General features: G+C 71.1%; 21 protein-coding genes. 13 read left to right on the top strand and 8 right to left on the bottom strand.

Annotation, left to right across the window (positions count from 1 at the left end; all coding sequences use genetic code 11):
• Positions 1 to 275: 275 nt before the first annotated feature.
• Entirely contained in the window at positions 276 to 2,156 is a 1,881-nt protein-coding gene (locus ACSNN7_RS00220; RefSeq protein ID WP_436678428.1) for a gamma-glutamyltransferase family protein, read from the top strand.
• A gap of 77 nt (positions 2,157 to 2,233) precedes the next feature.
• On the opposite strand, the gene ACSNN7_RS00215 is transcribed toward ACSNN7_RS00220, so the two are convergent.
• The 5 genes from ACSNN7_RS00215 to ACSNN7_RS00195 form a co-directional block, all read right to left on the bottom strand.
• Positions 2,234 to 3,286, bottom strand: coding sequence for an NlpC/P60 family protein (locus ACSNN7_RS00215; RefSeq protein ID WP_436678427.1), 1,053 nt, complete (start codon positions 3,284 to 3,286; stop codon positions 2,234 to 2,236).
• Between the two features lie 35 nt (positions 3,287 to 3,321).
• Positions 3,322 to 3,807 carry a poly-gamma-glutamate biosynthesis protein PgsC/CapC gene (locus ACSNN7_RS00210; RefSeq protein ID WP_436678426.1) on the bottom strand — a complete coding sequence of 162 codons (486 nt, stop codon included), beginning with the start codon at positions 3,805 to 3,807 and terminating at the stop codon, positions 3,322 to 3,324.
• Complete coding sequence (pgsB, locus tag ACSNN7_RS00205) at positions 3,807 to 5,045, bottom strand: poly-gamma-glutamate synthase PgsB (RefSeq protein ID WP_436678425.1); 1,239 nt, start codon at positions 5,043 to 5,045, stop codon at positions 3,807 to 3,809. The genes ACSNN7_RS00210 and pgsB overlap by 1 nt, the downstream gene beginning before the upstream one ends.
• Position 5,046: 1 nt before the next feature.
• Positions 5,047 to 7,164, bottom strand: coding sequence for a HAMP domain-containing protein (locus tag ACSNN7_RS00200; RefSeq protein ID WP_436678424.1), 2,118 nt, complete (start codon positions 7,162 to 7,164; stop codon positions 5,047 to 5,049).
• Positions 7,165 to 7,569: 405 nt separating this feature from the next.
• On the bottom strand, positions 7,570 to 8,214 hold the full coding sequence (locus ACSNN7_RS00195; RefSeq protein ID WP_436678423.1) for a C39 family peptidase: 645 nt from the start codon (positions 8,212 to 8,214) through the stop codon (positions 7,570 to 7,572).
• Positions 8,215 to 8,799: 585 nt separating this feature from the next.
• Between ACSNN7_RS00195 and ACSNN7_RS00190 the strand changes: the two genes are divergently transcribed.
• From ACSNN7_RS00190 to ACSNN7_RS00175, 4 genes are all read left to right on the top strand, one after another.
• Positions 8,800 to 9,354, top strand: coding sequence for a DUF6230 family protein (locus ACSNN7_RS00190; protein WP_436678503.1), 555 nt, complete (start codon positions 8,800 to 8,802; stop codon positions 9,352 to 9,354).
• 71 nt (positions 9,355 to 9,425) lie between these two features.
• Positions 9,426 to 9,998, top strand: a complete 573-nt coding sequence (locus ACSNN7_RS00185; protein WP_436678422.1) for a DUF6114 domain-containing protein — start codon at positions 9,426 to 9,428, stop codon at positions 9,996 to 9,998.
• A 19-nt stretch (positions 9,999 to 10,017) separates the two neighbouring features.
• A complete protein-coding gene (locus ACSNN7_RS00180; protein WP_436678421.1) occupies positions 10,018 to 10,773 on the top strand; it encodes a hypothetical protein in 756 nt (251 codons plus the stop codon).
• Positions 10,774 to 10,986: 213 nt separating this feature from the next.
• Positions 10,987 to 11,172: a hypothetical protein gene (locus tag ACSNN7_RS00175; RefSeq protein WP_436678420.1), complete on the top strand. Its 186-nt coding sequence runs from the start codon at positions 10,987 to 10,989 to the stop codon at positions 11,170 to 11,172.
• 117 nt (positions 11,173 to 11,289) lie between these two features.
• On the opposite strand, the gene ACSNN7_RS00170 is transcribed toward ACSNN7_RS00175, so the two are convergent.
• A complete protein-coding gene (locus ACSNN7_RS00170; protein WP_436678502.1) occupies positions 11,290 to 12,339 on the bottom strand; it encodes a fatty acid desaturase family protein in 1,050 nt (349 codons plus the stop codon).
• Between the two features lie 515 nt (positions 12,340 to 12,854).
• Between ACSNN7_RS00170 and ACSNN7_RS00165 the strand changes: the two genes are divergently transcribed.
• Entirely contained in the window at positions 12,855 to 13,667 is an 813-nt protein-coding gene (locus ACSNN7_RS00165; RefSeq protein ID WP_436678419.1) for a SigB/SigF/SigG family RNA polymerase sigma factor, read from the top strand.
• A 108-nt stretch (positions 13,668 to 13,775) separates the two neighbouring features.
• Here ACSNN7_RS00165 and ACSNN7_RS00160 read toward each other — a convergent pair whose 3' ends face one another.
• Complete coding sequence (locus tag ACSNN7_RS00160; protein ID WP_436678418.1) at positions 13,776 to 13,949, bottom strand: hypothetical protein; 174 nt, start codon at positions 13,947 to 13,949, stop codon at positions 13,776 to 13,778.
• Positions 13,950 to 14,457: 508 nt separating this feature from the next.
• On the opposite strand from ACSNN7_RS00160, the gene ACSNN7_RS00155 reads away from it, so the two are divergent.
• The 3 genes from ACSNN7_RS00155 to ACSNN7_RS00145 are packed head-to-tail and all read left to right on the top strand — an operon-like array spanning position 14,458 to position 15,793.
• Positions 14,458 to 14,934, top strand: coding sequence for a heme-degrading domain-containing protein (locus tag ACSNN7_RS00155; RefSeq protein ID WP_436678417.1), 477 nt, complete (start codon positions 14,458 to 14,460; stop codon positions 14,932 to 14,934).
• A gap of 59 nt (positions 14,935 to 14,993) precedes the next feature.
• The gene (locus ACSNN7_RS00150; protein ID WP_436678416.1) at positions 14,994 to 15,347 is read left to right on the top strand and encodes a hypothetical protein; all 354 of its coding nucleotides are present in this window, start codon (positions 14,994 to 14,996) and stop codon (positions 15,345 to 15,347) included.
• Positions 15,344 to 15,793 carry a MerR family transcriptional regulator gene (locus tag ACSNN7_RS00145; protein ID WP_436678415.1) on the top strand — a complete coding sequence of 150 codons (450 nt, stop codon included), beginning with the start codon at positions 15,344 to 15,346 and terminating at the stop codon, positions 15,791 to 15,793. The genes ACSNN7_RS00150 and ACSNN7_RS00145 overlap by 4 nt, the downstream gene beginning before the upstream one ends.
• Positions 15,794 to 15,810: 17 nt before the next feature.
• Here ACSNN7_RS00145 and ACSNN7_RS00140 read toward each other — a convergent pair whose 3' ends face one another.
• The gene (locus ACSNN7_RS00140) at positions 15,811 to 16,248 is read right to left on the bottom strand and encodes a MarR family winged helix-turn-helix transcriptional regulator (RefSeq protein WP_436678414.1); all 438 of its coding nucleotides are present in this window, start codon (positions 16,246 to 16,248) and stop codon (positions 15,811 to 15,813) included.
• 160 nt (positions 16,249 to 16,408) lie between these two features.
• Here ACSNN7_RS00140 and ACSNN7_RS00135 point away from each other — a divergent pair, with 160 nt between their 5' ends.
• The 4 genes from ACSNN7_RS00135 to ACSNN7_RS00120 all read left to right on the top strand — a co-directional run bounded on the left by ACSNN7_RS00135 (position 16,409) and on the right by ACSNN7_RS00120 (position 20,478).
• Complete coding sequence (locus tag ACSNN7_RS00135; RefSeq protein WP_436678413.1) at positions 16,409 to 17,179, top strand: SDR family NAD(P)-dependent oxidoreductase; 771 nt, start codon at positions 16,409 to 16,411, stop codon at positions 17,177 to 17,179.
• 121 nt (positions 17,180 to 17,300) lie between these two features.
• Positions 17,301 to 17,858: a DUF488 domain-containing protein gene (locus ACSNN7_RS00130; RefSeq protein WP_436678412.1), complete on the top strand. Its 558-nt coding sequence runs from the start codon at positions 17,301 to 17,303 to the stop codon at positions 17,856 to 17,858.
• A 188-nt stretch (positions 17,859 to 18,046) separates the two neighbouring features.
• Entirely contained in the window at positions 18,047 to 19,009 is a 963-nt protein-coding gene (locus ACSNN7_RS00125; protein WP_436678411.1) for an ATP-dependent DNA ligase, read from the top strand.
• Positions 19,010 to 19,134: 125 nt separating this feature from the next.
• On the top strand, positions 19,135 to 20,478 hold the full coding sequence (locus ACSNN7_RS00120) for a glycoside hydrolase family 18 protein (protein WP_436678410.1): 1,344 nt from the start codon (positions 19,135 to 19,137) through the stop codon (positions 20,476 to 20,478).
• The last annotated feature ends 38 nt before the right edge of the window (positions 20,479 to 20,516 follow it).

Here is a 20,516-nt window from a genome sequence, read left to right as displayed (position 1 = left end):
CGATGGGGCGCCTCGTCACCTTCACGGCCTCCCGGCTCTTCCCGCACCTTCCTGCACGTGACCGGCCCGGACACCGGGTCCGGGCGGTTCTGCGACTGTCACGGTCGGCGCTTGCGTCACGCCGGCCCCGACTTCCTCCGATGCCCTGCGCCGACGCCCGAGCGGCACCCATGATGCCGATGTCGAGACATGTCCGACGGGGCCGGGGAGCCGGCCACCGCCCAGCCGGGCCGGCTCGACGCTCCGTGTCGCACGGCACCCGAAAGGTCTGTCGCATGTCCGCACGCAAGCTGCGCTATGTGTTCGCCGCCCTGGTGCTGACGCTCTTCCTGGCAGCCCTGACGCTTCCGAGGGGAGCAGAGACGGTCACCAAGCGTGCTGACGCCTGCGCGAATCCGCAGAGCGGCCGGGAGGAGGACGCGCTCGGGACGAAGTTCATGGTGGCGTCCGCCCACCCGCTCGCCACCGAGGCGGGCTGCCGGATCCTCGCCAAGGGTGGCCGTGCGGCGGATGCGGCGGTAGCGGTGCAGGCCGTCCTCGCCGTGGTCGAGCCGCACGCCTCCGGGCTCGCCGGCGGCACGCTCATCAACTACTGGGACGCCAGTAAGCACGACGTCCGCTTCTTCGACGGCATGGCCCGGGCTCCGCAGAACGTCACCGAGAACCTGCGGACCCCGACCGAGCCGGAGCGCAAGGCGCTGCGGACCGACCGCTTCCCGAACGCCGCCTCGGCCACCGGACGGTCCTTCGGGGTTCCCGGGACGCTGCGGGTGCTCGCGGACGTGCACGACCTGTACGGCGAGCTCGAGTGGAACCAGCTCTTCGACGACGCCATCCGGCTCGCCGCCGACGGGTTCCCGATGTCGGCCAATCTGCACGAGGGTTTCACGGAGCGCTTCAACGGACGGAAACGCTGCAACTATCCGGACCTGCGCCCCCGTTACTGCAACGGGGACGAGCCGAAGTCGGTGGGCACGACGATCCGCAACCCGGACATCGCCCAGGTGCTGCGCGAGGTGCGGGACGGGGGCGCGCGGGCGTTCTACGACCCGAACGGGACGATCGCACCGGCGATCGTGCAGCACGCGGCCAAGGGTGACATCAAGCTGAAGGGCAACACCGCGGGCCCGGTGGTGATCCCGAGCCTGATGACCCCGCAGGACTTCGCGGAGTACGCCGCCGTCGAGCGCACCGAGGTGTGCCGCCGGGTGTTCAGCGTCAACGTGTGCACCTCGCCGCCGCCCGCCTTCGGCGGAGTGGCGGTGCTGGAGATGCTCGGGATACTCGAACGCGGCCAGGTCGGCCGGACGGATCCGAACTCGACGGACCGCATCCACCTCTCCATCGAGGCCAGCCGCCTGGCCAACTTCGACCGCCGCGCCTACATCGGTGACCCCGAGTTCAACGGGGTGCCGGTCGAGGGGCTGCTCCAGGGCCCGTACCTGGACCAGCGCTTCTCGCTCTACTCCCCGGACAAGGCGATCCAGCGGCTGGAACCGGGCGACCCGCAAGGTGTGCTTCCGCCGGCGCCCTCGGTGTCCGACCAGCCCGCCACCGTCGACGTCGGCGACCCGACGAGCAACGTCAGCATCGTCGACGCCGCCGGCGACGCCATCTCCATGACGACCACGAACAACAGCCACTTCGGGTCACACCTGGAGGCGCGCGGCATCATCCTCAACAACGCGATGAACAACTTCACCGACACGGAGTCGGTCTCACCCGGCAAACCGGTGAACGTGATGCAGCCGAAGAAGCGGCCGACCGCGTCGATGGCGCCCACGCTCGTGCTCGACGTCGACGCACGGGAGCTGCGGCTCGTGATCGGCGCCGCCGGCGGTTCCCACATCCCCGACTACGTGGTCCAGGCGCTGGTCGGGATCGTGGTCGACGGCATGGGCCCGGCGCAGGCGATCGAGCAGGGGCACTACAGCGGCCAGGACATCACCCGCCGGTGTGACGGGCGGCGCGGCGCACCGTCGGAGGTCGAGGCGGGACGGCGGATCGCCACCCAGGTGGCCGCCCTGATGGCCCGCGACCATCCCTGCCCGCGGGTCGTCGCGCTGGACAGCGGTCTCACCGCCATCGAGGTGCGGGGCGACCGGCTCCGCGGGGCGGCGGACACCCGCCGGGACGGCGCCGCCGTCGGGCGCTGAGGCCGCCGGCGGACGGAAACGCTCGGCCGGGCTTGCCCGGCCGAGCGTTTCATCCCCTCATCGCAGGTGGATCCGGGTCAGACCCGGCGGGCGGTGCGCCAGCGCTCCGCCCAGTACCCGGCACCGTCCAGGATCGACTCGCCGGCCAGGTCGCCCATCGTCGGGCCGTCCGCCTGCGACCGGCTGGAGACGAACCGGTGGTGACCACTGTCGTCGATACCGAGGTAGATGCCGGAGTGCTCGATGTGGCCGTCCATGACCGGTCCCGCGTTGAAGAACAGCAGGTCCCCCGGGAGCAGCCGGTCGAGGCCGCGGGCCCGGTGCCCGGAGTTGGGCATCAGCTGGACCCCCGGGCCCAGCTCGGCCATCGCGTACGCGCGCCGCGGCAGTCCCTCACCGGGCGTGTTCGTGCCGCGCAGCGGATAGCCGAGCCGGTGACCGTAGACCATCCGCAGGTACCCCGAGCAGTCGAGCGCCAGCAGGCGCGCCGGCTCGGGCTGACCGATCTTCCCGTCCAGGAAGGTGAAGGGCGTGCCCAGGTAGTCGTAGAAGTCGGAGCGCTCGGCCCGGCCGTCCGGGTCCAGCGGGTCCAGCGGCCCGAACGAGGCGTCACCCGAGTACTGCTGCCCCTGGTTGTTGGTCTTCACCGGCGCACCCTCGACGTACTCCATCGAGATCGACAGGATGTCCGGTGAGCGGTCGTGGCGCGCCGCCGACAGCCAGTCGGTGAACCACTTCTCCTTCTCCGCGCCGGGGCGCCAGGGCTGGGGCGCCAGCCGCACCCACATGTCCGTCTCGACCTTCGAGGCGGTGTAGCGGGGCTCCTCGAAGGTCCGCTTCGGCCCGTAGACGTGCACCGTCCGCGCGCCGTCGGTCATGATCGCGACGGGCTGCCCGGTGGAGTCGATGATCTCCGTACGATCCGGTGCGGTGGAGCGCTGGTAGGTGTAGCCCGACGCGCCGAGCACCTGGCCGTCGGAGCCCTGCGCCCCGCCCAGGGTCAGCACCGGCTGGTCCTCCGGAGACGGTCGCAGCACGACGTAGGTGATCGTGCTCGCCACGATCAGCAGGGCGAACCCCACCATGGTCAGTAGGACGGTCGGTCTGCGAAGGTACGTCCGCTTGATCATGCCCGTTATCTCCTTTCGCGGCTCGGTCCGGGCGGTCAGGTGACCGGCACGAAACCGGCGACGACGCCGCTGTACGCCACCCCGAAGGTGATCCCGGTGACGATGACCGTCGCCAGGATCGTGGCCTTCGGCGGCTGCCGCACCAGCTGGTAGGCGATCAGACCGGGGATGACGAAGCCCAGGGTCTGGTGGGCGAACAGCAGCGGAAGGTCGCGCTGGACGATGACGAACAGGGTCAGCTGGAGCAGGACGCTGAGCAGCACGATCGCCGCGAACAGCCGCTTTCCGTAGAGGATCACCACCCGTTGCATCACCCGGGTGAGCAGGTACGTCAATATCGTCATCCCCGCGATGATCAGGGCCTGGAGCTGGTCCTCGATCAGCGTCAGGGCGATCCACCCGGGCGTGATCATTCCGCCGGGCGAGAGGTTGGTGGTCAGGTAGCACAGCAGGGCGAACACCAGGCCGATGCCGAGGCTCGCCGTGGCCAGCTGTGCGCTGAGTTCCCCGCCGAATGTCATCATCGGATCCTTTCTCCGGTCGGCGTACGAAGCATCGAGCCGGCCTCGGAGCCGTCCTCGCAGGTCCAGCTGGGCAGCGTCGCGAGCTCGTGGAGCAGCACCTCGCCCTGCCCGTGGATGTTCCCGACGGCGACGATCGACGACTCGTCCGGCGCCGCCGCCGTCACGCCCGCCAGCAGTTCCTCCGAGGGAAGCTTGCCGCCCAGATCGACGATCCGGTCCTGGAGGTCCGCGGGCACGGTCGACCGCGCGCTCTTGGTCAGCTCGCCGATCAGGACGAGCTTCTCCGGTTGCACCCGGGCGGTCAGCTCGCCCATCTGACCGTTGCGCTCGACCCGGTCGGGCCGGCAGTTGATCACCATGGTCAGCGGACGGGTGATCAGGCGCTGGTCCTCCAGCTGCTTGATGTTCATCAGGGTGGACTCCGGATCGTTGGCGGCGAAGATGTTGGCGAACCGCAGCCGCTTGTCGCCCTGCAGCACCCGTGCCACGGAGAGCGCACCCGGGTCCGGCGGCGCCTCCCACATGCCCTTGAGGGCGCTGTGCCGGTCGACGCCCAGTTGCTCGGCGACCGCGAGCGCGATGGCCACGTTCTCCTTGAAGGTGATCCAGCCGAAGCCGTCCATCTCCTGGTCGGTGACCGACTCCGGGTCGACCGGGATGAGCCGGCAGTTACGCCGGTCCGCCTCTTCCTGCAGGATCGCCAGCCGGTCCTGTTCCGCGGTGATGCAGACGCCCCCCTCCGGCATGGAGCGGCTCAGGGAGCGGGCCACGTCGTCCAGCGTGGGACCCATTTCGGCGAGATGGTCCTCGCGGACGTTGCACAGCACCCCGATGTTCGACTGAATCAGCTTGCTCTGGTTGCACTCCTGCAACGCCGGCATCACCGCCATGCACTCGATGACCAGGGCGTCCGGGTGGTACGCGGCGGCCCGCCGCACGATGCCGATCTGCTCCGCCACGTTCGCGATGCCGAACTTGCGGTAGACCGGCTCCTCGCTGGCGTCGGGGAAGATGAACCGGGCGGCGGTACCGGTGGTCTTGGCCACCACCACCCGGCCACCTCCGCGCAACGCTCCGGCGCAGAGCCGCGTGATCGAACTCTTGCCGCGGATGCCGTTGACCAGCACCCGGTTCGGGATCCTGCTCAGGTTGCGGAAGTGGTTGCGCTGTTCGATCACTCCGGCGACCAGCAGGGCGACACAGCAGAGGACGAAGACGATGTAGAGGTAGCCCACGTCAACCCCTTTCATCTCGATCGGCGCCGGACCGGTAGAGCTGACCGCCGCGCGTCGGCGCGGTCCGACCGGCATCCGCTCCGCCCGGTGCGGTGGGGAGCACGACAGTGGGGTCCTCCTCGCTGCCGCGCAGTCGGGTCGCACCACCCAACCGGCTGGACCCGGTGTGCTGGGCCTGACGACAGACCTCCAGGCACATGGCCAGGGCACCGATGTCGTCGTGCCGCTGGGGCGGGATCGGCACGCCGGCGGAGCCACTGCTGATCTGGTCGGCCTCCCCCGCCAGCCGCCGCAGCGGCCGCGCGAAGACGTAGTACTGCCACACCGCGGTGAGCAGCACGGCACCTCCGGTCAGGCCGGCGACCAGCAGGGTCCACCGTCGGCCGTCACTCGCCGGCAGGCGAAGACCGTTGAGGTCCTGCTCCACCACGAGCGACCACTTCAACGGGGTGACCGTGTGCGGCTTGCTCAGGCCGGCCGCCGCGATCAGGGTCGGGGTGCCGTCGGGCGCCGTCGCCCGTCCGACCGTGCCGCCCTTGAGGGCCTCGGCCGCGGCTCCCCGCGCGCTCCCCTGCAGCTCCTGGAACGCCCGGAAGCCCTCCGAGTCGAAGACCGTCCGCAGCTCCTCGTCGACGATACGGGCCTGCCCGTCCACCTCACGGAGCATCTCCAGCAGGTAGTCGATGCTGTACTCGCCGACCGTGGCGACCCCGTTGGGGCCGACCCGGAAGGCGTACACCACCGGCACCCGGGAGGTCTTGTCGTCCAGGTCGATGCCGGACTCACCCCGCAGCGGCTCGTTCCGGATCGGCTCGCGCCCCGCCGAGCTCACCACGGAGCCGTTGGGGTCGACCAGGTACAAGCTGCGGAACCGCTGCTTGTCCGCCAGTTCCTGCTCCAGCAGCGGAGTCATCCGAGCGGGGTCGTTGGTCTCCGCCGCCTGGGAGATGCGCAGCACCGTCTGCAGGCCGTTGTTCAACGCCTTGCCCATCAGGTTGCTCGCCGCCTCCGCCCGGCTCTCCTCGTCCCGGACGAGCTGCTCCGGGATCGACGGCTCCGGGGCGCGCAGGGTGGCGGCCACCGCCGCGGTGGGCCAGACCAGAGCCAGCACGGTGGCGAGGGCCAGGCCCTGGGTGACGCTCGGGCGCCACTGCCACCGCCACCACCGGCGTGGGGCGGTGGGAGTCGTGGGGTCGGCGGAGGTGGAGGCCAGCGCCCGGGCGATCCGGTGCGCCTCCGCCACGCGCAGCGGTCGCCGCTTGCTGCAGGGCTCGCCGCACGCGTTGGCCTTGGCCTGTTTCAGCAGCGACCGCACGGGGCCGACCAGCGCGAGCCGCATCAGCAGGAAGCTCGGCACCGCCATCGCCAGCAGCGTCAGGCCGATCAGGACACCCCTGGCGGGGGAGGTTCCGCCGGTCTCCTCCGCGACGATCATGCTCGCCAGGGTGACCCCGGTGTTGCCCACCGGGGCCGCGGAGACGACCAGCTGCCGGCCCGACCATTCGGTCACCCGGACCGGGTGGCCCTGGCTCTTGTCGGACCCGGCGAAGCCGTGGAACACCGTCGGCAGATGGACCTTGTCGACCGCGCTGACCCCCTGTACGAGGGTGCTCCTGCCGTCCGGCGTGATGGCGAAGACCCCGTGCCGGGCGTCGGGACTGAGCCGCAGCTCGTCCACGGTCAGCGGTTGAATCGCCAGCAGGGTCCGGGTGCTGTCCAGTCCGATGCTGCGGACCAGCACGGGGCCCTCCGGCGTGCTGATGGGGAAGACGTTCTCGGGCAGCGTGGGCGGCAGCAGTTGCAGGGGCAGTTCCGGTCCCTGCTTCGCCAGGGGACGGCGGCTGGCCGTCTCCATGATCACCGCACCGCTCCAGGTCGTCCCGTCCCCGATGACCTGTTTCAGCAGCTCGGGATCGGGCGTCCCCGGTGCGCGCCCGGCGACGCGCTGGTCCAGGTCCTCCACCGAGTGCTGGATGGTCATGCGCGTGCTGGTCGCGACCTTCGAGACGTTGTCCCGCTGCGAATCGACCACGGCCGGCGGAACCCCGCGTTCGTGGTTGATCGCGAACCCCAGCACGATGGCCGCCGCCAGGAACATGGCCGCCCACAGGTAGAGCATGGACGGCACACCGGACCCGGCCGGAAACCCGGCGGCCGGCAGCTGTTGGTTCAACGCACGCCGACGCCACTCGACCACCTGGTCCTGCGGCGGCGTGCCCGCCTTCCGCGCTGCTACCGGAGCACGTCCGCGAAACTCGGCACGGTCGGGGGGACGGTCGGGCTCAGTCTGGTCCCCATTGCCTTCTCGCATCATTGGGACCCATCCCTTCCGAGCGCATCGGACTTTGCACGGTCTTCTCGATCTTGGAACGCGGCTGGGTGAACGGACCTCACCCGGCCCGGATGAATCCGCCGGCAGCGACCCTCGCCGCCCCGCCCTGCTCGGACGGCGGCCGCGATGTGGCCGGAAGACCGCTGGCCGGCCCCTTCCCGGAACCGGCCAGCCGCCTGTCGCGGGTCGGCGTCAGCTCGAGTAACCGCGCTGGGCGATCCAGTCGGCCACCTCGTCGCTGCGCATCCAGTAGTGCTTCTCCGGGTCGTACGGGTCTGCGATCTTCAGGCTCTCGCCACCGTCGCGGTAGCCGACGATGCTCACGTAGTGCCCACCCGGGAACGAGTGCCGCTCGCCGTCGGTGTCGACCGCGGTGCCCAGGGTGTTGGCCACCACGCCGCGCCGGGTGTCGACCGCCTCGACGACGTCCGCACGAAGCTCGTTGACCTGCCCGGGGTTGGCGGTGGCGCCGGTGATCTCGGTGGTCTCGTAGCCACCACCGGTCAGCTCGTTGAGCACCCGGGTCGTGTCGTCGGCCGAGTCGGTGCCGGCCCTGGTGGTGCCGAGCTTCTCGGCGACCTGCTTCTGACTGAGGTCCTTGTCCTGGGTCGACAGCGCGATCCGGGTCGCGGCCGGGGCACAGTAGTACTCGGTCCGCTGGGGCTGGTATTCGTGCTCCAGGACCCGCTCGCCGTCAGGAGGCGCCGGCTGTACGACGGCCACCTGCCTGCTCTCGGCGGGCGCGGCCTGGGCAGCGGTCGTCGGTCCGGCGAGAAAGCCACCGGTGGCGACGAGACCAGCAAGGGACACAATCCTCGTACGGCGCTGTGAGTTCATCGTGAAAGCTCCCATCGGTTGGCGCCTCCTCGCGGACCGGAGGCGCAAGCACGGCGGGTAGGAGATCGTCCGGCTCAGGTCGGTGTGCGCGGACGTCTCGAAGTTCCCGGCTGCCCGGGCTTGTTTCGCGGCCGCCCTCTCGGCGGTCGGGTGACGGTTACCCCCGGGCGGCCGGCGAAAACGGCAGACGCTACTCCGTCAGCAGCACTTTCGGCGGCTGTTTCGCAGAATCGGAATCCCGGCGCAGGCCGTTGTGCCGACGGCCGACCGGATGTATCGGCCGGGAGGGTGCCTTCCTCCGATCGGCCGCCGCCGGGCAGTTCGGGGCAGCCCCGCGTTGCGGAACATGAAGGCTGCTCAGGGCACCCGACGTGTTAGCGTTGGGCAGCCGAGTTTCATGGCCTGCGCCTGAGCGCTGCGCTGTTTTCGAGCACATTGATCGATCATTTGCCGGAAACGCACCGCGGGGCAGAGCACGGGCTATCACATCCGTTTGGTCGCTGCGCGACAACAATACGGAGGGAAACCGTGCACAATGCGTCCGGAAAGAGAAGCCACACCCGCTGGCGGCGCTTTTTCGCGCTGATGCTGCCCGCGACCGCCCTTGCCGGCGTCATCCTCGTCGGCATGTCCAACGGCGCCGTTGCGGCCTCCTTCGCCGTTTCCGGCCAGACGTTCAAGGTCTCCGCCTCCGAGTTGCGCGGCGAGGGATTCGTCCAGTACCCGGGCGTCGCCGAGGAGATCGACGGCACGAGACATCCGGTGGCCGTCACCGGCATCCGCGAGGCGCAACTCTTCGACCTCTGCCAGTCGGTCAAGGTGCCGGGCGCGCCGGTCGTGCTCACCATCCGAGCCGGTAGCGGCGGCAGGCCCGCCACGGCCAGTGATCTGTTGATCGATGTGGAGTCCCTGGAGGGCGACGCCGAGTTCACGAACATCAACATCGGGCAGGACGCGTCCACGCTCGACCGCGGCCCGGACGGCGCCAGAGGCGCCCCGAAGGCGTTCGGCCAGCAGGCGGACGCGGTGCGGATCACCAACCTCCGCCAGGTGGCCCGCTCCACCCAGGCCGGCAGATTCAACCTGACCGGACTGAAGCTGAAGGTCAACGTCGGCGCGGCCGCCAAGGAGTGCTTCTGAGCTGACCCTGGGGGCCGGGGTGGCAGCCGCACCGCCGTCCCGGTCCTCGACATCACCGGCAGGAGGCAGACGTGAGAGGCACGAAACCGCAACGCGATGCCCGTCGGCGTTCGCCCCGCGAGGCATGGCGCGGCTTCCGCCGGTGGCAGCAGAAACGGCCGTACTGGGGCGGCCTGCTCACCGCGCTGGCCGGGCTGCAGATCTTCGGCACCACGCAGATGTCGCTGGAGGGCCTCTCCTTCCAGCTGGGACCGACCGGATTCCTGTCCTGGCTGGTGCCCGCCGTCCTGGTGACCTCCGGCCTGCTGATCTGGTTCAGCCCGCAGCACCGCGTCTTCTACGCGGTGATCGCCGCGGTCACCGCGCTCTTCGCGCTGATCGGGGTGAACCTGGGCGGCTTCTTCGTCGGCACCCTGATCGGCCTCTTCGGAAGCTCGCTCGCCGCCGGCTGGGTCCCCGCCGCCGCACCCACCGTCGACGACTCGGCCGGCGACCGGCCGGTGGGGCGTGAGGGCGGCCCGGACGACTCCACCGCCGACCGGACGGCGTCACCGGAGCCGCAGGTGAGCGGGGGTACGCCGGTGCCCCGCACGATACGCCTCCGGCCGGCGGGCGGCCCTGGTCCAGGAACTGATGTCGGGTAGGGGCGACACCGCGCCTCGCGTGGCCCGGCGCCCGGCGGTCGCATCGCCGCAGAGCCATGGGCCGGGGACCGTCCCACGAGCCGCACAGCGGGAGACGACGCCGCTGCACCGGCAGCCTCGTCGGCTCTTCGCCGCCCTGCTCGGTCTGCTCGGCGCCGCCGGCCTGCTGGCCGCTCCCGACCCCGCGAAAGGATGCGCCCCCACGGCCCCGGTGCCGACCGAGCACACCTCGGACGCCCGGGCCACCCCCGCACCGACCGCTCCCGGCAACGGCTGCGGCCCCGCCCGGCCCGGCCGACCCGGGCAGGGCAGCCTGAGACCGCCGCTGATCGCCCCCGATCCCGGCCAGCCCTGGGTGGCGGCGAGGACCTCGACGCTCACCGGGTCGACGGTGACGGCGACTGGTCTCCGGGTCGAGGGGACCGTCCAACTGCTGACCGCCGACGGCACGTTGCGGGCGCTGAAGGTCAGCATGACCCAGGCGGTCACCGACGACGTTCTCCTCCGCGCGCCCGGCCCGTCGGGCCGAACCATGCGCTTCACCGCCGACCGTCTGACGATGCAGGGCGACGTCGCCCTCTACGCGACCCGATTCGCCGGGCGGCTCTCCGGGGCCACCGTCACACTCGGTCCGGACCTGCCGCTCCCGGAGCGGTTCGCCGCCGGCTCGTCCGGCCCGGTCACGTTCACCGAGCCGGCGATCGACCTGGTCTTCCTCCGGGCCGACGCACTGACCGCCTCTCCCCGGCTCGAACTCAGCCTCCCGCGCGAGTGAGGCCGGTGCGGGGGTGCACCCGGGCGAGCGGTCCGCCGCGGCGGCGCACGGCGGCGACGGCGGGTATGGTGAGGCGTGTCGGTGTCGCCGGGCGGTCGCCCGAGATCGAGACACCCTGATCGGGCGCGACTGCGCGCGCCGCGCTCGGCCCGAGTTCGCCCGGCAGGATCTGCCGGGGCTCGATCTTCTCCTCTGCTGCAGACAGGACTCCGCATGACATCGAACGACAATGTGCAACCGGCGCTCTTCCTCGCCACGGCGACCGCCGACGGGCCCGACGACCCGAGGGCGAATTTCGACGGCAGCGCTGAGGCGATGCGGCGGCTACGTCATCCGTTCGCGGTGACGCCGGTCCGGACGACCGCACCGCGGGCCGCCGACCCGGACGAGCGCGACTGAGCCGACGCGTCCGGGCAGGATCGCCGGCGGCCGCGGGCGGCTCGTGATCCGGGGTACGCCACGACGCCGCGTACTGCTTCCGGGCCGGGCACGTGTTGCTCCACCGCGGCACCGCGCTCAGCGCATCGCGACGTCCGTCCGCGGCTCACCGGATCCGACGTCGTCCAGGTGGCGCAGCGCCTCGGCCCAGGAGCTGCCCAGGGTGGTTTCGTGGTAGTCGATGTCGTGCTCGGCGCAGAACCGCCGGACCAACGGCCGGGCGCGGCGCAGGTTGGGGCACGGCATGCTGGGAAACAGGTGATGCTCGATCTGGTGGTTCAGACCGCCGAGCAGGGCGTCGACGAAGAACCCGCCGCGGACGTTGCGGGAGGTCAGGACCTGCCTGCGCAGGTAGTCGACGTTGTCGTCGGGATCGAGGATGGGCATGCCCTTGTGGTTGGGGGCGAAGGAGCAGCCGAGATAGAGGCCGAGGAGCCCCTGGTTGACCGCGATGAACGCGACCGCCTGCGCCGGGCTCAACACCAGGAACACGGCGGCGAGGTAGCCGCTCAGGTGCAGGGCCAGTAGTCCGGCTTCCGCAGGCCGACGTGGGATGCGGCGCCGGCCGAAGAAGACTGCCCGGACGCTGTTGACGTGCAGGTGCAGGCCTTCCAGCAGGAGCAGCGGGAAGAACAGGTAGGCCTGGTGACGCGCGACCAGCGCACCGAGGCCGCGCCGGCTCCGGGCCTGACCAGGGGTGAAGGACAGGGGCGCCACGGTGATGTCGGGGTCCTTGCCCTCGGTGTTCGGATGGGCGTGGTGCCGGTTGTGCTTCTCCACCCACCAGCCGTAGCTGAGGCCGGTCAGCAGGTTGCCGTGCAGGATGCCGATCAGGTCGTTCCCGCGCCGGGTACGGGCTATCTGCCGGTGTCCGGCGTCGTGGCCGACGAACCCGGCCTGCGCGAAGACCACGGCGAGGGCCGCTGCGACAGCCAACTGCCACCACGATTCGCCGAGCTGGAAGAACAGGCCCCACAGTCCGAGGAAGGAACCGACCACGAGGCCGATCCGCAGGCTGTAGTGCCCCCGCCGCCGCTCGAGCAGACCCGCCGCCCGGACCTGCCGGGACAGCTCGGCGTAGGCACTGCCCCGCTGGCGGTCGGCGCCAAGGCTGGTGTCACTCACGATCGCCACTCCCGCTGGTTGCAGTCCGCCCGCCGACTCAGGGGCGTCGACCCGACCGCCTGGTCAGACGGGCCATGAGCTGCTGAAGCGTCCGCTGCACGCCGGGTTTTGCCGCTTGGCTGCGGCCACGCCCGACCAGATCACGACTCTTCGGGCTGTTGAGCAGACCCTTGATCCGTTGGCTCATCGATCCGGAGGTCACGGTGCACTCCCTTCTGACGGTCGGCTGTCCGACCGACCCGCCGCGCCGATTCACCTTCAGTGTCAGTCATGGCAGAACCTGCCTGGGGCGGATTGGGCGAACCTGACGCCACCCTCGTCGCCTCATACTTTCGGCTAGTAATTGTTCAGGCTTTCGGGTAGCGTTCCCCGCACCTAGTGAACGACATGACGCGGTGGTGAGGCCCGTGATCGTGGCCTTGCGACGGCGCACCAGCCCGTGCGTGCGCCCCCGGCGTCAGCCGGTTCGGAGATCTTCCGGTCGTTCCGATCAACGGGCACGTGCGGAAGGCCAACCCATGGTCACCACCACCGAACCGACAACCGCTACCCGCTTCGGCCGGCGCAGCGGCGCGCAGGGCGCCGACAGCGCGGATGGCCTCCTGGCCGCGATGGCCGCGACCCCGGCCGGCGACCCGAGCCGCCCGGCGCTGCGGGAACGCGCCATCGAGGCGTGGTTGCCGCTCGCCCGCCACCTGGCGCGCCGCTACTCCGGACGCGGCGTGCCCGACGATGACCTGACCCAGACCGCCGTGGTCGGGCTCATCAAGGCCGTCGACCATTTCGATCCCACCCGGGGCGTCGACTTCACCGGGTACGCCATCCCGACCGTCATCGGCGAGATCAAGCGATACTTCCGCGACCGCACCTGGGCCGTACGGGTGCCCCGCCGCCTGCAGGAACTGCGCCTGTCGATCACCGAGGCCAACAGCACCCTCACCCACACTCTGGGCCGCTCCCCCACCGTGGCCGACATCGCGACCTACCTCGACCTGCCCGAGGAGACGGTCCTGGAAGGACTGGAGGGGGCCCGCGCCTATCGCGCCACCTCCTTGTCCACCCCGACCGGCGCCGACGGCAGCATGGAGCTCGGTGACACCCTCGGCGCGCTCGACCACGACTTCGACGTCGTCGAGTTGCGCGTCGCCCTCGGGCCGGCCCTCGCCACCCTGCCGGAACGCGAACGCCGGATCCTGAGCATGCGCTTTCACGGCAACCTCACCCAGGGCCAGATCGCCGAGCAGATCGGCGTCTCGCAGATGCACGTCTCCCGGCTCATCACCCGGGCACTGGCCACCCTGCGCGCACACCTCACCGGCGAACGCTGCTGACCCGCGGGTGACCAGCCCTGCGGCGAGCGGGGCCGGTCACCTGCGCTCAACGACCGTCGTGGTGCGGCGGGGGTGTCCGCCAGGCGGCCGGTCAGAGCGGCGCCGTCCTCACGGGGAGGGCGCGTCGGCGAGATCGGCCGGGTCGAGGCGCAGGGTGGCGAGCAGCCCGACGTGCTGAGCAGGGTTCACCCGCTCCGGTAGTTCCTTCTCGACCCAGTCGGCCCTGACCTGCTGGCCGCGCTCGCGAAGAAGGCTGACGATCCGGTGCCTGGCGATCATCATGAGGTGACTCCTTGGTGAAAGCCGTCCGGCACGTCATGCGCACGGACAGCGGGGTGGACTGCGGGTCGAATTTCCACGACCGGCCGTCGTGGTACGCGGCGACGTGAAGGTTCCGGGACCGGTACGGCCGCGAGGCGGTGATCAGTCAGCAGGACGAACGCGCCGTCGCGATCGGATGACGAGCGCTCACGCCTCTGGCGAGCCGGTGGTGACAGCACCTGGCGGCCCCGACGGGGACCCGGGCGACATGCCCACCGTACGCCCCGCGACGTGGATCCGCATCATCGCCCGAAGCGGGGCAATGCGGATGCGATCCGCCATGGCGTTCCGGCGGTGCGCGCTGGTGCTCCTGATCTGTCCCGCGGCCGGGCCGACTTCTCCCCCGACGAGGAGAAGGAGCCGGGGGGTTTGCGACAATCGGCAGGCACGGACAGACGGCCTGAACGACCTGCTCTCGCGAGTCACCCAGACCCGGCGTGGTCCGCCGCTCGACGAGGAAGAGGTACGTATGCCACTCGACCGTGACCCGTGGCCGACGCTCGAGGAGTTGCTGCGCGAGGAGGGCGAGCTGGAACTGCCGGCTCTGTCCGAGTCGGACGCGTACGAGCTGGGGATGCGGGCGGTCGCCGCCGCGACGGAACGCCGGCTGCCGGTCTCGGTGGGCGTGTGGCGCACCGGGCGCCAGTTGTTCCACTGCGGCCTGCCGGGTTCGACGCTGGACAACGACGGGTGGCTGCGGCGCAAGGGCCGGGTGGTGATGCGGTTCGAGCACTCGTCGCTGTACATGACGCGGCTCTGCCAGGACCAGCAGGTGACCCTGACCGAGAAGTTCGGCCTGCCGGCCGCCCGGTACGCGGCCGCCGGCGGCGCGGTGCCCCTGCGCGTACGCGGCACCGGCGTGGTGGGCTGGTTCGGCGTCTCCGGACTTCCGCAACTGGACGACCACCGCTTCGTCGTCGAGATGCTTCGCGCGACCTCGCGATAGGCGCGCCCGCCGGCTCGGGCTTGCATCCGGTACCCGGGTACAGGCTTACCGTCGAGGGCATGAGCAACCACCGCATCACGACAGCTGGGTGGGTCCCGGATGCCTGCACCCTGCCGACGGCTGACCGGCCGCTCCGGCTCGCCGAGTTCGATCGGTTCTTCAGCGATGCCGTGCGGGGTGTCGACCGGCTGTCGCCGCAGCACCTGCGGTTGCGGCTCGACGGCGCGGCGCGGGTGGAGGAGGCGGCGCGGGATCTGACCGACCGCGAGTCGTCCTGCTGCTCGTTCTTCGCCTTCCACCTGTCCCGGCCCGACCCGGGCTCGCTGACCTTGGACGTACGGGTGCCGGCGGCACAGGTCGACGTGCTCGATGCCCTGGCCGCCCGGGCTGCGGCTGCCCGGGATCAGCGATGAACGCGACCGGGCTGCGCAGCGGCCAACTGGCCGACGCCGCCGGGGTCAACCAGCAGACGCTGCGCTACTACGAGCGCCGCGGTCTGCTCACCGCCCCGCAGCGGTCACCCGGCGGGCACCGGCTCTACCCCGCCGAGGCGGTCACCCTGCTGCGGGTCATCAAGACCGCGCAACGTCTGGGCTTCACCCTCAACGAGGTCGCCGAGCTGCTCGACACCGGCCGGCACCACCACGGCAGCCACCCGGAGCACGGCCTGCGGGCCCGCGCTCACCAGAAGCTGGCCGAGGTGGAACGGAAGCTGGCGGACCTGGCCGTCATCCGGGACACCCTGCGCGCGGCCGTCTCGGCCGGCTGCGACGACCTGGTCGCCTGCGCCGGCAACGCCTGCTGCCCCCTGCCCTTCGCCGATCTGGCCGAACGGAACGCCACCGGCGACACCTGCTGATCCACGGGGGCGTCGCCTCAGGTGGCGGCCTTCTGCAGGGCCGCGGCGAGCGTCTTGAGGTCCAGACCGGCCAGGTGGTCGAGGAAGTGCCGGCGTACGGCGGCCAGGCTCGTGGGCCAGGCCTGCTCCAGGCGGGCGAAGCCGGCGTCGGTGAGGACGGCGTTCCAGCCGCGCGCGTCCCGCTCGGACCGGACCCGCTGGACGTACCCCTGGCTCTCCAGCTTCTGCACGACGCGGCTCATGCCGCTGAGCGACATGTCGCAGGCGGCGGCGAGTTCGCTCATCCGCAACCGCCGGTCGGGGGCCTCGGAGAGGTGCATCAGGGTCAGGTACTCGACGGCGGGGACTCCCTGCTCGCGCACCATGTCGGCGTCGATGGCGCGAGGCAGGGCGTAGATGACGCGATTGAGCTCCCGGACGACGGCCTCCTCGTCCGGATCGAGGGGTCTGATCACTTCTGGGGTGCCTGTCGGGCTCCCTGTGACGGCGGACATGCCCCCACTATACTTGCTTGACGAAGGAACTAATAGGTACGGTTGCCTCGCGAAGCAAGGACACTCCGGAGGGCCTTCAGTCACGGACCGCACCGTGAGTCGATTGGGAAGGGACAGGACAATGCGTGGACTCAAGGGCAAGGTCGCCCTCGTCGCCGGTGCGGCGCCGGGCAACATCGGCGGCGCGACCGCGATCCGCCTCGCCGAGGAAGGCATGCTGGTCGTCGCGGCGGATCTCCACCAGGCCGCCGCCCAGACCGTGGTCGACGAGATCACCGCCGCCGGTGGCACGGCCGTGGCACGAGGCTTCGACATCACCGACGAGCAGTCGTACCGAGGCTTGATCGAATTCACCGCCGACCGCTTCGGCGGCCTGCACGGCCTGTTCAACGTGGCCGCGGATCTCTCGGCAGGATCCTTCGGACGAGACGGCGACGTCATCTCGTCGCCGCTCGACGTCTGGCAGCACACCATCGACGTCACCCTCACCGGCTACATGTACGGCATCCGCCACGCCCTGCCGATCATGATCAAACAGGGCAGTGGCTCGATCATCAACACCATGTCGAGTGCGGTCTGGATGGGCGAGACGGAACATGTCGCCTACCAGTCGGCCAAGAGCGGGCTGATCGGCCTCACCCGGCACACCGCGACGCTCGGTGGCAAGCACGGCGTCCGTACCAACCTGGTGTCGCCGGGCGTGATCCTCACCGGGGCCGCGCTCGACGCCACCACACAGGAGTGGCGCGACCAGATCCTCGCGACCGTACGCTCGCCGCGGCTGGGGAGGCCGGAGGACCTCGCCGCGATGGTGGCGTTCCTCTTCTCCGACGACGGCGCCTACCTCAACGGCCAGTCGCTGCTGGTCGACGGCGGCGCCAACTTCACCTGATCCCCACGCGACGCCGGGCCCGCCCACACCCTGGGCGTACCCGGCGTAGCGTGGCACGGGTGAGGGCGTTGTCCTGGTCCGCATCGTCCGCGACCGACCCGATTCCTCGCCGGGCCCTGCGGTGACTCCGCCGACGGGCACCGACCGCGCACCGGTCCTGCTGACGGTGGGCCACGGGTCCGCCGACCGTCCCCGGCTCACGCAGTTGCTGACCGAGGCAGGCGTCCGGTCGGTCGTGGACGTACGCCGGTTTCCGAACAGCCGCCGCAACCCGGACGTGCGGCAGGAGGCGTTGCAGCGCTGGCTGCCGGAGTCGGGCATCGCCTACCGGTGGGACGAGCGGCTGGGTGGCCGGCGGCACCTTCCGGCCGACAGCGCGGCTCCCGACACCTGGTGGACCGTGCCTGCCTTCCGCGCCTACGCGGCACACACCCGGACGACGGAGTTCCGCACCGCCCTCGACCTCCTGATCGAGGAGGCGGGTGCCGGCACCGTCTCGGTGATGTGCAGCGAGGCGGTCTGGTGGCGGTGCCACCGCCGGCTGATCGCCGACGTGACGATGCTGGCCCGGAGCGTACCCGTCCGTCACCTCATGCCCGACGGCCGGCTCAATCCCCACCCCACCGCCGAGGGAGCCCGGCTGCGCCCGGACGGCCTGGTGGTCTGGGACGGCGGCTGACGGTCTCGGCGACGCCGGGCCGGCATGGAAGCTTCTGCATCTGCCTGCGCCCGCCCCGCGCCCGGCCCAACCATGAGGCAGGAGGTGAGGGCTGTTCAGATTCGTCGAAGGGGTGTCCCGCGGTGAGCCCGGGCCGCCACAGCAGCACCCCCGTCACCGGTGGCAGGATCCGGCCACCGACGGCACCGATGCTGGCGAAGACCGTCGAGACGGTGCCGGAAGGCGAGAACCTGTCGTACGAGCCGAAGTGGGACGGCTGGCGCGCCCTCGCCTTCCGCCACCACAACGGGGTCTACCTGCAGTCCCGGGCCGGTCGCGACCTCGGCACCTACTTCCCCGACGTCGTGGAGGCGGTCCGCCGCGCGGTGGCACCCGGGACGGTCCTCGACGGGGAACTGGTGGTCTGGGAGGGCGACCGGACGGACTTCGCCCAGTTGCAGCGGCGCGTCACCGCGGGCACCCGACGCGAGGCCCTGGTCAACCGGCACCCCGCGCACTACGTGGTCTTCGACCTCCTCAGCGCCCCGCCCGGCCGACCGCTGCTCGACGAGCCCCTCGCGCAGCGACGTGCCCTGCTGGCCGCGCTGATCGCCGACGCACCGGCACAGCTCACCCTGTCGCCGCAGACCACCGATGTCGGCCAGGCGCGCGAGTGGCTGCGAACGTGGACCGCCGCCGGCATCGAAGGGCTCATGATCAAGCAGCTCGACGGCCGCTACCAGCCCGACCGGCGGGGCTGGCGCAAGTACCGCGCCTACCACACCACCGAGGCCATCGTCGGCGGCGTCAATCCCACCATCGCCGATCCGCAGGTCCTGCTGCTCGGCCGCCTCGACGACAGCGGCCGGCTCCGGTACACCGGCCGCACCCACACCCTGCGCCCCGATCAGCGCGCCGAACTGGCCGGCCTGCTCACGCCGCACCCCACCACACCGGAGCATCCCTGGCCGCAACCACTGCCGGCCTCCTGGACCGGGCAGCTCGAGCGGCCACAGCCTCTCCCCTACGTCCCGGTCGTCCCCACCGTCGCCGCGGAGATCGACGTCGACACCGCCTACGAGCACCACCGGTGGCGCCACCTCGTCCGCTACCGACGCCCCCGCCTCGATCTCGCCGTCACCGACGTACCGCCGCTCGACGGGCGGTCCTGACCGCCAACGGCGCGCTGCCTCGTCGGCGGGCCCGGCGGCAGCCCTTGACCGCACGTGTTGATCCGTTTAGCGTCATCGATCAGCAAGGTCTCTTTACTATTTCCTCCATCCCTCGTGGAGCGCCGATGCGACCGTTGCGCCACCGCCGCCTCACCGCCCTCGTCGCCCTGGCGACCCTGCTGGTCACCGCCGCCCCGCCGACCGCCGCCGGCGCGGACGACAGTGGCCGTCACCGGGCCGGCTACCACCGGGTCGGCTACTTCACCCAGTGGGGCATCTACGGCCGGGCCTTCCCGGTCAAGAAGCTCGACACCTCCGGGGCGGCCGCCCGCCTCACCCACGTCAACTACGCCTTCGGCAACGTCAGCGAGGACGGGCGCTGCTATGTGGACGGCGGGCCGGGCGAGGGTGACGCGTGGGCCGACTACCAGCGTCCCGTCCCGGCGGAGGAGAGCGTCGACGGCGTCGCCGACGCCTGGGGTGAACCGCTCAACGGCAACTTCGGGCAGCTGGCCAAGCTCAAGGCCAAGCACCCCCACCTGAAGGTGCTGATCTCGCTGGGCGGGTGGAGCTGGTCGACGTACTTCTCGAACGCCGCCCGCACCGACGCCTCCCGCCGGGCGTTCGTCGCCTCCTGCATCGACCTCTACCTCAAGGGCAACCTGCCCGTCCTGGACGGTGGCAGCGGCGGCCCCGGTGCCGCCGCCGGCGTCTTCGACGGCATCGACCTGGACTGGGAGTGGCCGAACTGGCCGGGCGAGCCGGGCAACGTGGTCCGCCCCGAGGACCGGGAGAACTTCACCAAGCTGCTCGCCGAGTTCCGCCGGCAACTCGACGCGTACGGCCGGACGACCCGCGAGCACCACCCGCTGACCGCCTTCCTCCCGGCGAACCCCGCGGCCATGGACGCCGGGTACGAGGGGCGCAGGATCTTCCCGTACCTCGACTTCGCCACGGTGCAGGGATACGACTTCCACGGCTCCTGGGACCCGGTGACCAACCAGCAGTCGGCGTTGCGCGTGCCGGCCGGAGCCCCGGACAACCCGGACTTCTCCGTCGAGGTGGCGATCGACGGCTGGATCGCCCGTGGTGCGCCGCGCGGGAAGCTGGTCCTGGGCATCCCCTACTACGGTCGCGGCTGGACCGGCGTCACCGGGAGCGGGAAGGGGCTCTTCCAGCCCGCGACCGGACCCGCGCCGGCCACCTTCGAAGCCGGGTACGAGGACTACCGGCGGCTCAAGAACCTGCCCGGCAGCGGCTTCACCGTCCATCGCGACCTGCGCGCCGGGCACGCCTGGCTGTTCGACGGCACGACCTTCTGGACGTACGACGATCCGGCGGTGGTGCTGCAGAAGACGCTGTACATCCGGCGGGCCGGCCTGGCCGGAGCGATGGCCTGGTCGTTGGACGGCGACGACGACAACGCCACGTTGACCCGGACGATCGACCTGGGGCTCACGACGCGGTAGCCGCACCCTGCCTGCCTCTGCCGCCCGACCCGGCGCGC

Source organism: Micromonospora sp. URMC 105 (assembly GCF_051386295.1).
Lineage (GTDB): Bacteria > Actinomycetota > Actinomycetes > Mycobacteriales > Micromonosporaceae > Micromonospora.
This window is presented reverse-complemented; position numbering and strand designations above follow the sequence as displayed.

Coding starts and splice junctions, on each gene's coding strand:
- ACSNN7_RS00220 (WP_436678428.1), top strand. CDS start 276: ATGTCCGCACGCAAGCTGCGCTATGTGTTCGCCGCCCTGGTGCTGACG.
- ACSNN7_RS00215 (WP_436678427.1), bottom strand. CDS start 3,286: ATGATCAAGCGGACGTACCTTCGCAGACCGACCGTCCTACTGACCATG.
- ACSNN7_RS00210 (WP_436678426.1), bottom strand. CDS start 3,807: ATGACATTCGGCGGGGAACTCAGCGCACAGCTGGCCACGGCGAGCCTC.
- ACSNN7_RS00200 (WP_436678424.1), bottom strand. CDS start 7,164: ATGCTCTACCTGTGGGCGGCCATGTTCCTGGCGGCGGCCATCGTGCTG.
- ACSNN7_RS00195 (WP_436678423.1), bottom strand. CDS start 8,214: ATGAACTCACAGCGCCGTACGAGGATTGTGTCCCTTGCTGGTCTCGTC.
- ACSNN7_RS00190 (WP_436678503.1), top strand. CDS start 8,800: ATGCTGCCCGCGACCGCCCTTGCCGGCGTCATCCTCGTCGGCATGTCC.
- ACSNN7_RS00175 (WP_436678420.1), top strand. CDS start 10,987: ATGACATCGAACGACAATGTGCAACCGGCGCTCTTCCTCGCCACGGCG.
- ACSNN7_RS00165 (WP_436678419.1), top strand. CDS start 12,855: ATGGTCACCACCACCGAACCGACAACCGCTACCCGCTTCGGCCGGCGC.
- ACSNN7_RS00160 (WP_436678418.1), bottom strand. CDS start 13,949: ATGATGATCGCCAGGCACCGGATCGTCAGCCTTCTTCGCGAGCGCGGC.
- ACSNN7_RS00155 (WP_436678417.1), top strand. CDS start 14,458: ATGCCACTCGACCGTGACCCGTGGCCGACGCTCGAGGAGTTGCTGCGC.
- ACSNN7_RS00150 (WP_436678416.1), top strand. CDS start 14,994: ATGAGCAACCACCGCATCACGACAGCTGGGTGGGTCCCGGATGCCTGC.
- ACSNN7_RS00145 (WP_436678415.1), top strand. CDS start 15,344: ATGAACGCGACCGGGCTGCGCAGCGGCCAACTGGCCGACGCCGCCGGG.
- ACSNN7_RS00135 (WP_436678413.1), top strand. CDS start 16,409: ATGCGTGGACTCAAGGGCAAGGTCGCCCTCGTCGCCGGTGCGGCGCCG.
- ACSNN7_RS00125 (WP_436678411.1), top strand. CDS start 18,047: ATGCTGGCGAAGACCGTCGAGACGGTGCCGGAAGGCGAGAACCTGTCG.
- ACSNN7_RS00120 (WP_436678410.1), top strand. CDS start 19,135: ATGCGACCGTTGCGCCACCGCCGCCTCACCGCCCTCGTCGCCCTGGCG.